Genomic DNA, 13,451 nt, shown 5'->3' with positions numbered 1-13,451 from the left:
AACCAACCTGTTTGCGCAAAAACAGAGTCACCATATCAAGTTTAAATCCACAAAATCCCCCGCAATATAATTGGCCGCCAGCGCATCCACTCGCAGAATGTGAAAGGCAGCGGACTTGAATTATTGCCATGCAAAACAAAGGCTGGGCAGTGATTGACGGGTTCACAGAATACTCTCTAACCCCTACTTTTAAGACGATAAAACTATTTAATCTTCTTTTCTTCCCCTGTAGAGATAAACAGCCAGCGGCAGCGTGACAAGGCTGAGGACTGCCCAGCCGCCGGCGTCGCATCCGGAGGAGGAAGATGTAGAGCCGGAGGGCATTTCGTGTCCGCTGGGCGGAACAGGGGAGATATCAGGTGAGACCAGCGGAGGGATATCGGGCCATAGCGTGGGTATGTCAGGCGAGGCATTCGCCTCTTTCACCACCGCCAGCGCCGAGATCAGCGCCTTTTTCGCGCTGTTCCTGTCAACACCGCCCGAGAGGGCGCTGCGATAACAGACAGTTTGAACCGCCAGCAGCGAAGCCCCCTTCTCCACTCCTCTGACGGTGACAATGCCGCCGTCGGCGGTCACGGAGATATAGTCCGCCGGCTCCGCGCCAAGAGAAACTATGGAATAGAAGACGTTCTTTTCAACAGGAGTCCCGGGAAAAGTCCGCAGCTCCACAGATAAAGTTTTGCTATCGCCCTCAGTTAGAGTAACGGAAGAGGGCGAGATGGAGGGCACCACCGTCACCACAAACCCGGCAAGCTGCTCCAAAGAGAGCGCAGCACAGTCTCTCGCCGAAAGTGCGCCGTAAGCGACTGCGTCGTAACCGCTGGGATAGACCGAGTCATAAATATCGGCGTTAGAAAACTTATTGCCGACAAGGCCGCCTGCGAAGTCCTTTCCCGTGTTGACGGAACCGCTGTTTGCCGAATCCGCCAGCTGGCTCTTTCCCATTTCACCGACGAGGCCGCCGACAAGCGTCGAGGTCGTCCCCTCGCCGGAGATTACGCCGCTGTTGGAACAATTATAAAAGATGTTCTCCACCGAATTCGGCCCCGCGTTACTCCACCCGGCGAGGCCTCCCGCATAGGAATAATTCGGCGTCCCCATACCGCCGACGGCTCCCACATTGGCACAGTTCACCGCGGAGGCTCCGTTATAGGCCTTTCCGATTATTCCGCCCGATATTATCAGACCGCCGCTCTGTCCCGTGCCGCCGATCTTACCCGAATTAAGAGCGTTCTGGACCGATGTGCCGTAGGCGAAGCCGATAATGCCGCCGCCGACGTTTGAAGAATATATCCCGCCTTCGTTTTCCACGCCGAAGATTACGCCGCCCTCACCGGCTCCAGCGACACCGCCCGCGATATTTTGGAAGAGGCCGATATCGGCGACGGAGACGGCGCCTTCGTTGCGCGACGAGAGGATATATCCCTTCGTACGCCCCGCAAGTCCGGCGGCAATGCTGTAGGCGGAGGTACTCGCGCTATTCACGGCGCCGTAATTGACACAGTTCACAATATAACCCTCAAGGTGAGCCGCCACACCGCCCGCGATTGAGTAATCCTCCTCGCCGTAGTGGCCGGTGCCGCCCTTCCCCGAAACGGAGACAGAGACATAATTTTTACAGTTGAATAGCACCGTATCCGGCCCCGCATAGGCGACGATGCCGCCGGAGAGCAGGTTGCCCCTCTGCCGTGTATTCTCCGCCGTACCCTCGACTGTGAGATTTGCAATCTGCGCGTGCCTGCCGGAGAGGATGAGAAAGAGCGCCGTGCCTGAATACTCCGTCGTCCCGATTGGTACGGCGGCCGACTGCGCACTGGTGACATTCAGGCCGCTGATCTTATGTCCGGCGCCGTTGAATTTTCCGCGGAATGGGGAGGAAGCGGTCCCAATGGGGAGCCATTCGGCGTTTCGCAGGTCGATATCGGCGGTGAGCCTCACGTTAAGGCCGTCGTAATCGTCGCCGGCGTTCACGCTGTCACGAAAGGCCGCCAACTGTTCCGCGCTGTCGATCTCCGTTATAACGGCGCTATCGGCGGCGGGACAAAAGACCGCCAGGAACATGAGAGCGATAATATATAGTTTGAAATATCTTTTCATAACGCACCTCTTCATTGAATAATTATCATAAAGAGGATAGTTCATATACGCAGACGGGGGCAGCGAAAAAACAGCCACCCGCCTCTGCGCATAACAGCCTAAAAAAATCCCTCCTAAAGTTCCACGGCCTTTGTCGCGACATTGGCGCAGAAGGCGGCGTCATGTTCCACGAAGAGCAGTGTCGGCGCGCACTCCTTCAACAACGCCTCTATCTGCATCCGCGAAACGACGTCGATATAATTGAGCGGTTCGTCCCACAGGTAGAGATGCGCCTGTTCGCTGAGGCTGCCGGCGATCGCCACCTTCTTCCTCTGCCCCTCGCTGAAGGTGCTGATATCCCTCTCAAAAAGCGCCCTCGGAAGTTCCAGCTTGCGGAGATTCGCCTTAAAAATACTCTCGTCAACGCCAAGCCGCGCGGCATACTCCCTGAGGCTGCCGCGTAAAGCTGACAGATCCTGGTATACGGAGGATATCTTCAGCGAAGCGCCCACCTTGAGACGTCCACGATATGAGAGATCTTCGCCGCGAAGCAGACGGATAATGCTCGTCTTTCCCGATCCGTTTCCGCCGCGCAGCGCCACCCTGTCGCCCCTCATGACGGTAAAGCAAACACCAGCGCAGACGGTATTCCCCCCGTAAGAGATACTCAACTCCGCCGCCTCCGCCAATAACTCGGAGTGATAACGCAGCGGCAGCATCTTAAGCGGCTCCTCCCATTCAATATCACGCAGCAGCTTCGACTTTTCCTCGATCGCCGCCCTCTGCCTGCCTTCCAGGTTCTTTGAGCGCTTCATTATCTTGGCCGCCTTATGGCCGATATACCCCTTGTCGGCCTTGACGCCGGAAATTTTTGCACCCCGCTTGCTCTTCTCCACCCGTTCAGACCATTCTGAGGCGCGCCGCGAGGCCGACTCAAGACGCGCCATTTCTCTTTTCAGCCGCTCGTTTTCCGCCAGCTCGCCGCGTTCCCGCAGCGCCGCCGCCCGCTGCCACGAGGAAAAGTTCCCCCGCGTCACCTCGATGGAGCTTCTATTGATGGAGAGAATATGGTCCACGCAGCCGTCAAGCAGGGCGCGGTCGTGAGAGACCAGGATGAAGCCGCTCTTTTTATTGAGATATTCACCCACAAGCGCCCTGCCCCCGGCGTCTAGATGATTTGTCGGTTCGTCTATCAGCAGAAAGCTGTTTTCCCGCAGGAATAGCGCCGCGAGTAAAATCTTCGTCCGTTCGCCATTTGAGAGACTTTGGAAGGAACGCCCCAGGAGGGTGGCGGGCAGGCCGAGAATATTCATCTCTTTCGCTATCCGCCACTCCGGACAGCTGCCGGCGGCGGAGCGAAGCACCGCGGCGGCCTCCGTATCTTCGTAGGCAATATCATAGGGGAAATACTCGAAGGTTACATTCGCGGCGATCGTTCCGCCATATTCATAACAGCCGAGCAGCAGCTTCAGAAAGGTCGTCTTGCCGCGCCCGTTCCTCCCGGTTAATCCCAGCTTCCAGTCCGTATCAATATTGAAGCTGGCATTCTCAAAGATATTCGCCGCGCCCGCATAGCCAAATGTAAGATCAGTAACTTTAATTAAAGACATATAGATATCCTCCCTGTAAAAAATCATGAGCCGCGGGAAAGTCGATTCCCGCGGCTCATAACTGCAGAGAGAGGCCATCCGCGAACGCGGACGGCGGACCTGTGCCGTCATTATATGAGTTCAAGATATCGCAGCTTCCCCGCGCGGCATACGAAAACAACGGGCGCTTGAACCACGCCTCGGTCTGTCCCCTTATGCCCCGTCAACAACTAGCGGGAGAAATTGCGCATCTTCCCAACTCCAATCTTCCTGTAACGTTATCCGCCGGCTTTGGCGGCGGAACTGCTGTCTCTGTCATAAGTATAGCATCAGCGCACTATCGGCGTAAATCAGCGGACACAAAAAAGCGCCGCCCTTTGGACGGCGCTCCCCAAACAAAATTACAAAGGGTTATTTCGCGTTCGGCTTGAGACGTCCCTGATCGTCAAAGTGGTTGAGCGCCTCGCTCACAACCTTGCTGAGGCCGATGAGCGCGATAAGGTTCGGGAATACCATTATGCCGTTGAAGAAGTCGGCAAGCTCCCAAACAAGATCAAGCTTGAGCGTGGAACCGAGGATGACGAAGGCCATTACCACGATGCGGTAGGGCGTAAGCGCCTTATTGCCAAAGAGGAACTTCACGTTCTGCTCGCCGAAGAAGTACCAGCCAATGATCGTCGAGAAGGCGAAGAAGAGCATGCATATCGCGACGAAGGGCAGGCCGAAAGAGCCGAGTCCCATTGAGAAGGCGTTCTGTGTAAGCGCGATGCCGCTTGTCTTGCCGTCGATAGCGCCGGTCACAAAGATTACGAAGGCCGTCATGTTGAGGACGAGGAAGGTATCTACAAATACTCCCATGATGGCGACGAAACCCTGCTCGGCAGGTTCCTTGACCTTGGCGACTGCGTGCGCGTGCGGCGTGGAGCCCATACCGGCTTCGTTGGAGAAGAGTCCGCGGGCGACGCCGTAACGGATGGCTTCCTTCATCGTAGCGCCGATGAGACCGCCGGTGGCCGCCGCGGGATTGAAGGCGCCCTCAAATACCATACCGAAGGCCGGGAGGATGTGCGAGGCGTGGGTAATGAGAATGTAGAGACCGCCGAGGAGATAACCGGCCGCCATTATCGGCACGATCTTTTCAGTGATGGCCGCGATACGGCCCATGCCGCCGAAGAATACGAAGCCGCCTGCCGCCGCGACGAGGACGCCGATGAGAAGGCGGTTCACGCCGAAGGCGTTGTTAAAGGCGTCGGCGATTGAGTTCGACTGCACCATGTTGCCGATGAAGCCGAGGGCCATGATGATCGCCACCGAGAAGAATACCGCGAGCCCCTTGTTCTTAAGGCCGCGTGAGATGTAGTACGCCGGGCCGCCGACAACGCTGCCGTCGGGCATCTTTTCCTTATAGACCTGCGCGAGCACCGCTTCCGCGAAGATCGTCGCCATGCCGAAGAAGGCCGCGATCCACATCCAGAAGATTGCTCCAGGGCCGCCGATGGCGATCGCCGTCGCCGCTCCGGCGAGGTTTCCCGTACCGACCTGCGCGGCTATCGCCGTCGCAAGGGCTTGGAAAGAGCTCATGCCGTCTTTGTCGGCGCGCTTGCCGAAAAGGGTCAGCTGTCCAAAGGTATACTTGAAAGCCATGGCAAATTTGCGTATCTGGACGAAATTCAGCTTCAGCGTAAAGTAGAGCCCCGTGCCGCAGAGAAGCGGAATAAGACAATAAAGGCCCCAAATAAAACTATTGGCCTTTGACACCAGTACCGTTAACTGATCCATAAAAATCCTCTCCTGTTCTTCAGATAATTAAGACAAACTATACAGTTGCTTAAACATTATGAGCGCTTCGGACGATAGACAGTCATATATTAAATGCCAACCGCCCGATATTTGGATTATAGTATCGAAACGAGAAATTGTAAATTATTATCTGTATTTAAAATACATCTTGTTGCTTTCTTGTAATATAACACAAATATATAATTAACAACGGCGGTTCCATATCCTTATTTTGTCGCTGCGTACAAAAAAGGCGTCCGGGAAATAAAAAGAACTCCCGAACGCCAGAAACGGAAAAAGAGAACTTATCTCTCCGGCACTATTTCGATCCAGTATCCGTCTGGATCTTCGATAAAATAGATCCCCATATCGCTGTTCTCATAACAGATGCAGCCCATCTCCGCGTGAAGTTTATGCGCCGCCTCAAAGTCTTTCACCTGCATCGCGAGATGGAATTCCACTTCGCCAAGGTCATATGGCTCTTTGCGGTCAAAGAGATAGGTGAGCTCCAATTCAAAGGAGGTCACGCCGTCGGTAAGATAGACTAGCGTAAAATTCTCGCGTTCCTTACGATGCGCCTCCTTGAGGCCCAGCGCCTTTTCGTAAAAGGCGAGGCTCCGGCCAAGATCAAGGACGTTGAAGTTAAAATGGTTGAAGGTAAAATTCATAACGTTCCCTCCGCCCTACAGAAACGCCCTGTTAAGGATGAAGAGCACCGTAAGCGCGTAGAGCAGCCAGTTTACATCCCTGCCGCGGCCCATGAGCAGCTTCAGCGCGACATAAGAGACGATGCCGAACTCGATACCCGCCGCGATGCTGTAGGCGAAGGGCATCATGAAAAAGGCGATGATCGCGGGGAAGAACTCCGTCCAGTCGCTGAAATCCATATCCTTGAATCCCATCATCATGTAGCCGCCGACCATTATCAGCGCCGGAGCGGTGGCGCAGGCGGGGACTATCGCGATCAGTGGGCTGAAAAGGGTCGCGAGGAGGAAGAGCACGGCTACCGTAAGCGCCGTCAGCCCCGTGCGGCCGCCCTGCTCCACGCCGCTGGCGCTCTCAACAAAGGTCGTCACCGTCGAGGTGCCGAGTACCGCGCCCGCCGTCGTACCGACCGCGTCGGCCATCAACGCCTGGCTCGCCTTAGGCAGGCGTCCGTCCTTATCAAGCATACCTGCGCGGTTGGAGACGCCGACGAGCGTGCCCATCGTATCGAAAAAGTCCACAAAGAAGAACGTAAAGACGATCACCCAAAAAGCGGGGCTGGCGATCATTGAGAAATCCATCTTCATAAAGATCGGCGACAGCGACGGCGGCATCGAGATGATCCCCTCCGGCATCTTCGTAATGCCCAACGGGATACCGGCGAGCGTCACGGCAATGATACCGATAAGAATACCGCCCGTGACCTTGCGTGTTTCAAGCGTGATCATCAGCAGAAGCCCCGCAAGTGCCAGCAGGCCGCCGACATTACCGCGCAGCGGCGAGAGCCCGACGAGGACCGCCTGATTGGCGACAATCAGCCCCGCGCTCTGGAGCCCGATGAAGGTGATAAAAATTCCGATACCGGCTGAGACGCCGATCTTGAGCGTCTTCGGAATCGAATTTACCACCTCTTCGCGCACCTTGGTGCATGTGAGCAGGATAAAGATGACACCCTCGACAAAGATCGCGGCGAGCGCCACCTGCCAGGGAATCTTCATCCCCAGCACTACGGTGAAGGTGAAGAAGGCGTTGAGTCCCATACCGGGAGCCAGCGCGAAAGGATAATTGGCAAGAAAGGCCATCAGAAAGGTGGCCAGCGACGCGCCGAGACAGGTAGCGACGAGAAGCGCTCCAAAGGGCATACCGGTCGCGGAGAGAATCCCGGGGTTTACAAAAATGATATAAGCCATCGTCATAAATGTCGTGATACCCGCAAGAATCTCAGTGCGTACGTCGGTGCCGTGCTCGGAAAGCTTAAACTGTTTCTCAAACCAGGTGTTCATAAAGTTTCCTCCTCAAAAGGTTATATTGATTATATTAAAAGGAAAGGAGAAATGCCGTCATTCCCCGCTCTCCCAATAACCTAATAACCGGTGAAAGACCATACGGCGCATATAGCGGCAAATACTACCACCACCGCGATACATACAGTCTTAAAGATATTCCTCTCCACGCGTTCCTCTTTTTTCTTGTCCACATTAAACACCTCTCTGAAATATTATAACACATTTTCTGTATTTTAATTGCACGGAGAGCGCTTTTCTTCCGTATTACTGCTAACAGCAGACTCTAGCCGTAAGCAAAAAGCCCTAACCTCGGAGAGCGTTCGTTCCAACTCCCGAGGCTCCACCGGCACAAGCGCCGCCATCATCCAGCGGTGGAGTTCATTTATCAGCGAATCGGCGATCTCCCGCCCTGCAGCGGTAAACCTTATCACCTTACGGCGGCGGTCCGTTGCGTGCGCCCGACGCTCTATTATGCCCCGTCTTTCGAGGCTGTCAAGCGTCGAGGTCATCGTCTGGCGCGGCACGCCGAGATAGTCGGCGATCACCGCCGGCTCCATACCCTCAGGGCGTAAGTGCAGCTCCTCCATCAGCGACATCGCGTTAGTGGAAAAACCACGGCTCTCCGCCCAGCGTGAATAGACCTGATCGTAGCGCCGCATCAGGTCGGAAACTTCCAATATCGTCTTGAGATTTTTTTCTTCCATGACCATGCCCCGCATCTATAAAATGCCCATAAGGCCGCCGCCGGTCAGCGGCATCCGCCGGCTGCCGCTTCCCCGCCTCCACATTATAACGAAGATCGCCGCAAGGGTCATATTCGTAAAAAACATCGCGAGCCATACGCCGTCAAGCGCGAGAAACAGCGGCAGCGTCCAGAGAAAGAGCGGCTGCAGGATAAAGGGGTCGCCATAGGTCAGCACCGAAGCCATGTCACTGCGTCCGACCGCCTGATAATAGGAGGCCCCGACCTTCGCAAGGCCGAGAAATGGAAAGACGGGGACCGAGAGAAAGAGACCACGTGCGGCCACGGAGGCGGCCTCTCCGTGCATCGAGAAAAATGCCGGAACAATTTTGTCGCTGGCGAGGAGAAGCAGCGAGCAGACGAGCCCCACAAAAACAGCCACGGTAAAACCAAGCCGCGCCGTAAGCCGGCGGCGGGCGCGGAGGTTAGCGCCGTGGTAATAGCTTATCAGCGGCTGGATGCCCTCGGCGACCCCCTCCTCGAGCATCACGCCCACGGGTACGATATAGCCGACCACCGCGTAGGCGGCGACGCCGATATCCCCGCCGTAGGCGAGAGCCTGCCAGTTATAGAGGATCATCGTCACCGCCGTCGCGATCTGCACGCCGAAGGGCGATATCCCCATGACGGCGATACGGCGGGCCAGCGGCCGCCATAGGCGTACCAAGCGCGGGCGCAGCCTGACCCTCGACATACCCAGCAGAAAATGCGCGAAGAGCAGGAGGGCGGACACCGCCTGCGATGCTACCGTGGCCCAGGCCGCGCCCGCGATGCCGAAGGGGAAGACGATCACCCACAGCCAGTCGAGCACGATATTCGTGCCAAAGGCCGCGATCATAATCGCCATCGCCTTGCGCGGAAAGCCGTCGTTGCGCACCGCGCCGAGCATCGCCATCGTTACGACCTGCGCTGGGGAGGATATGATCAGTATCCACGCGTAATAGCGCGCCATCTCCGCGATATCGGGAGAGACCTTATAGAAAGCGAGCAGATATTCCGCCAGCGGCGTGAGCAGCAGACTCGAAGCGGCAGAGGCGGCGATCATCAAAAACACCATCGAGCCGAGGATGCGCTGCGCGAGCGCCTCCCTACCGCGCCCCATGCTGATGGCGATGAGGGCGCCCCCTCCGACGCCGATACCGGCGCCGATCGCCGTCACGATCACGGAAAATGGAAAGGAGAGGCCGATCGCCGCGAGACCGTCCTGACCTATACCCCAGCCGACGAAATAACCGTCGACGATAGTGTAGATGCCGCTCAGAAGCTGCGAGCTCACCGCCGGTATCACAAACATAAAAAAGAGCCGGTTAAGCTCCCGGTAATTTTTTGTATGGAACATCTTTGACAACCTCCACAAATTCGCCGCTCCCGGCACAGGGATGCGAAAAATACCCGCGCCGTGACGCGCAGACCTGTTATACCCCGCAAACGGTAAAATAATCCGTATCAATTATAATCCGAGTACGGATTATATTAACACGGATTTTTTTATAGTCAAGAGCCACCCATACGCAGCAGGGCAAACACCACAGGCCTTATGACGAAGATTGAGCGCCACGCGGTGCCGTACGGCTAAATTTTTCTTAATATCCCTAAGACAATTTATGGTGGACGTTGTGAAAACTGTAAAAATACGCAGCCCTGCGGCACTGACGGCTAACTTTCGCGCTTTTGGGTTGCATACTGTAAGCAGCCTGGCAAAATACTGACTTTTATGGGACATTAGCCGCGGCTCATCCGCCGCCGGATGTTGTGAAAATAAATAATTGGTGGTATTTTGTACTTGGACGATATGTTTTTATAAAACTTACACCGGCCCCGCGCTCCAGACGGGCCAGTTATGGAATGGGGGAAATATAAATGAAGCTGTTCGTCGCGCCCAGCAAAGACTCGGCGGAACACCACTCACGCATGACGGAGGCTCCTGTCGGGCCTCTCATTATTTCGCTTGCCATTCCGACGATAATAAGCATGCTCGTCACAACTCTCTACAACACGGCCGACACCTACTTCGTCTCCCAGCTCGGCACCAGCGCGAGCGGCGCCGTCGGCGTCGTATTCTCTCTGATGGCGATATTCCAGGCGATCGGTTTCACCCTCGGCATGGGTTCGGGAAGCATGATCGCGCGCGTGCTCGGCGCGGGAGAGAGCGGCACGGCGAGCGTCTACGGCTTGACCTCCTTTTTCAGCGCGATAACAATGGGCATCCTCCTCTGCGTGGGTGGGCTGCTCTTCCTCGACAAGCTGATGACGCTGCTCGGCTCGACACCGACGATACTGCCCTACGCGCGCAGTTACGCGAGCTGGATACTGCTCGGCGCGCCGATAATGTGCGCCTCCTTCGTCATGAACAACATCCTGCGCTCCGAGGGACACGCCGCCTTCGCAATGTGCGGGCTCGTGACCGGCGGTCTGCTGAACATCGCGCTGGACCCCATCTTTATCTTCACCCTCGGCCTCGGCATCTCCGGCGCGGCGCTCGCGACGCTGCTCAGCCAGTGCATAAGCTTCTCGATCATGATATCTTTCTTCCTGCGCGGGAAGAGCCTCGTGAGGCTCCATCTGAAAAATCTCTCGCACAAGCCGCGGACCTACTTTGACATCGTCCGCCTCGGCTGTCCCTCTCTCTCGAGGCAGGGGCTGGCCAGCATCTCCACCGCCGCGCTGAACGTGAGCGCCGCCGCCTACGGAGACCCGGCCGTCGCCGCGATGTCCATCGTCGGCAGGATATTCCTCTTCATCCTCTCCGTGATGATCGGACTCGGACAGGGATTTTCCCCCGTCGTCGGCTATAACTACGGCTCACGCCGCTACGGAAGGGTGCGCGAGGCCTTCTGGTTCACCGTCAAGACCGGCATGGTGCTCATGGCCTTCATGACGCTCGCGGGCTGGATATTCGCCCCCGATATAATCGCCCTTTTCCGTAAAGAGGACGCCGTAGCCATCGCTATCGGCACGCGCGCGATGCGCTTCCAGTGCTCCGTGCTGCTGCTCCAGCCGCTCTTCGTGACGACGAACATGATGCTCCAGGCCTCTGGCTTCGCCTGGCGCGCGACCTTCCTCGCCTGTACGAGACAGGGCATATACTTTATACCGCTCATCGCGCTGCTGCCCGGGCTCTTCGGCCTCACGGGAGTGGAGATGACGCAGACGGTATCCGATATTTTCAGTTTCACGACGAGCCTGCCCTTCCTCTATTATTTCATCGTGATGTTAAAAGAAAAAGAAAGGTTCCAGTAACGGTAATAAAAATGGACTTAAAAAAACTTTTTTCCGGTATATTTACCTCCGGCGCGCAGTCGCTCACCGAGGGCAGCATACCTCTCCTGCTGACACGCTTTGCGATCCCATACATGGTGGCGAACCTCCTGCAGGCGCTATACGGCGCGGCGGACATGATCATCGTCGGACAGTTCACAGACGCCGCCGGCCTCTCGGCAGTCTCGATCGGCAGCCAGTTCATCTTCATGATAAACAGCATCGTCATCGGCCTCTCCATGGGCGGCACCATTATGATCGGCCGCTTCTTCGGCGCTGGCGAGGAACACGAGATAGAGGACACCATCGGCACCATGCTCTCCCTCTTCGTCATCCTCAGCGTCGTCATCACGGCGCTGCTACTCGTGATGATCGATCCGATCGTCAACCTGCTCGGGACCCCCGCGGAGGCCTTTGAACAGACAAAAGGTTACATATTCATCAACGCCGCCGGAATCACGACAATGTTCGCCTACAACGCGCTGGCGGCCATCTTCCGCGGCTTCGGCGATTCCACCTCGCCGCTCATCTTCGTCGCCGTCGCCTGCATCGCGAACGTCGTCGGCGACCTAGTGCTCGTCGGCCCTCTGGGCTGGGGAGCTCCGGGGGCCGCCTTAGCCACCGTCTGCGCCCAGGGACTCTCCGCCGTCCTCGCCGTAATATACGCGCGCCGCGCCGACTATCGCTTCGACTTCCGCCTCAAAAGCCTCAGGATCAAATGGCAGAAACTTGTGAACCTGCTGCGCATCGGCCTTCCGATGGCCGTCCAGTTCTCCCTGACCGGCATCTCCTTCATCTTCATCATGGCGACGGTCAGCAAGATGGGAGGCGTCGCCGCCTCCGCGGCGATCGGCATCACCAGCAAACTCAACGGCTTCACGATGCTGCCGCCGATGTCCTTCTCCGCGGCGATCGCCGCGATGGTCGCGCAGAACATGGGAGCGGGGAAGCCAAAACGCGCGCGCTCAACGATGTATTCGGGACTCTCGATCTCCTTATGCTTCGGAGTCTTCACATTTATCGGGCTCTTCTTCTTCCCGCAGAGCATCATCAGGATATTCACTCCCGATCCGGCGCTGATCGCCGCGACGGCGCTCTACCTCAAATCATTCAGCTCCGACTGCATCCTCGTCTGCTTCGTCTTCTGCCTCAACGGCTTCTTTAACGGCTGCGGCAAGACAGCCTTTACAATGGCGAACAACATCTTCTCCGCCTTCGCCGTGCGCGTCCCCGCAACCTGGATACTGAGCGGCATCGAGGGAGCGAGCCTCTTCTCCGTCGGCTTCGCCGCGCCGCTCGCCTCGCTCCAGACGATCGCCTTCAGCCTCTGGTACCTGCGCGGCGGAAGGTGGAAAAGAGGCAGATAGAGTACAGTAAAAAAACCGTTTAAGCACAATATTTACCATACAAAAATGGCGTACGGATACTAAGAGCTCTCCGTACGCCATTTAGCATTTATATCAACACATATAGAATTATCTTACAGGTCGAGCCTCATGTCTCCCTCTTTTATCAGCCCCGTCCGGCGCATCACCTCGGCGATTATCAGCGTCGTCACAGCGGGAAGGATGAAATGCATCAAAGCTATCTGCATCAGCACAGCTGGCGAGCCTCCCATCGCGTCGATCGCGCCGAACTGCCCCACCAGGCCGCTCGTGCCCATACCGGCGCCGGAGGGTACGTTCGTCATCTTAAATAGAAGCGTCGAGAGCGGGCCGAGGATGAAACTCGCGAGAGTCGGCGGCACCTAGATCATCGGATGGCGCACGATGTTGGGCATCTGCAGCATCGAGGTGCCGAGGCCCTGCGAAAGAAGGCCGGATACGCCGTTCTCGCGGAAAGACATCACCGCGAAGCCGATCATCTGCGTCGAACAGCCTACCGCCGCCGCGCCCGCGGCCAGCCCGGAGAGGTTCAGAGTGACGGCGATCGCAGCGCGGGAGATCGGCAGCGTCAGCATCCGGCCCATGATCGGGGAGACCACCGCCCCCCTCGGGCCAGGCGGCCGCTCCGTCG

General features: G+C 56.9%; 9 protein-coding genes and 1 pseudogene. 2 read left to right on the top strand and 8 right to left on the bottom strand.

Annotated features, from left to right (window positions below):
* Window positions 1–207: 207 nt before the first annotated feature.
* The 7 genes from LIO98_RS07835 to LIO98_RS07805 all read right to left on the bottom strand — a co-directional run bounded on the left by LIO98_RS07835 (window position 208) and on the right by LIO98_RS07805 (window position 9,516).
* Window positions 208–2,097: a hypothetical protein gene (locus tag LIO98_RS07835; RefSeq protein ID WP_291955150.1), complete on the bottom strand. Its 1,890-nt coding sequence runs from the start codon at window positions 2,095–2,097 to the stop codon at window positions 208–210.
* Window positions 2,098–2,210: 113 nt separating this feature from the next.
* Complete coding sequence (gene abc-f, locus LIO98_RS07830; protein WP_291955147.1) at window positions 2,211–3,686, bottom strand: ribosomal protection-like ABC-F family protein; 1,476 nt, start codon at window positions 3,684–3,686, stop codon at window positions 2,211–2,213.
* 390 nt (window positions 3,687–4,076) lie between these two features.
* A complete protein-coding gene (locus LIO98_RS07825) occupies window positions 4,077–5,444 on the bottom strand; it encodes a sodium:alanine symporter family protein (protein ID WP_291955144.1) in 1,368 nt (455 codons plus the stop codon).
* 305 nt (window positions 5,445–5,749) lie between these two features.
* Window positions 5,750–6,112, bottom strand: a complete 363-nt coding sequence (locus LIO98_RS07820; RefSeq protein ID WP_291955140.1) for a VOC family protein — start codon at window positions 6,110–6,112, stop codon at window positions 5,750–5,752.
* Window positions 6,113–6,127: 15 nt separating this feature from the next.
* On the bottom strand, window positions 6,128–7,432 hold the full coding sequence (locus LIO98_RS07815; RefSeq protein WP_291955137.1) for an NCS2 family permease: 1,305 nt from the start codon (window positions 7,430–7,432) through the stop codon (window positions 6,128–6,130).
* A gap of 236 nt (window positions 7,433–7,668) precedes the next feature.
* Entirely contained in the window at window positions 7,669–8,139 is a 471-nt protein-coding gene (locus tag LIO98_RS07810) for a MarR family transcriptional regulator (RefSeq protein WP_291955134.1), read from the bottom strand.
* A gap of 15 nt (window positions 8,140–8,154) precedes the next feature.
* Window positions 8,155–9,516, bottom strand: coding sequence for an MATE family efflux transporter (locus LIO98_RS07805; RefSeq protein ID WP_291955131.1), 1,362 nt, complete (start codon window positions 9,514–9,516; stop codon window positions 8,155–8,157).
* Window positions 9,517–10,037: 521 nt separating this feature from the next.
* On the opposite strand from LIO98_RS07805, the gene LIO98_RS07800 reads away from it, so the two are divergent.
* A complete protein-coding gene (locus LIO98_RS07800; protein ID WP_291955127.1) occupies window positions 10,038–11,417 on the top strand; it encodes an MATE family efflux transporter in 1,380 nt (459 codons plus the stop codon).
* Window positions 11,418–11,428: 11 nt separating this feature from the next.
* The gene (locus LIO98_RS07795) at window positions 11,429–12,802 is read left to right on the top strand and encodes an MATE family efflux transporter (protein ID WP_291955125.1); all 1,374 of its coding nucleotides are present in this window, start codon (window positions 11,429–11,431) and stop codon (window positions 12,800–12,802) included.
* A gap of 113 nt (window positions 12,803–12,915) precedes the next feature.
* Here LIO98_RS07795 and LIO98_RS07790 read toward each other — a convergent pair.
* Window positions 12,916–13,395, bottom strand: a pseudogene (locus LIO98_RS07790) (PTS sugar transporter subunit IIC).
* Window positions 13,396–13,451: the final 56 nt, after the last annotated feature.

Origin of the sequence: Cloacibacillus sp., from assembly GCF_020860125.1 — a bacterium.
Lineage (GTDB): Bacteria > Synergistota > Synergistia > Synergistales > Synergistaceae > Cloacibacillus.
Note: the sequence above shows the minus strand (reverse complement) of the source record. Positions and strands in the feature narration are given on the sequence as shown.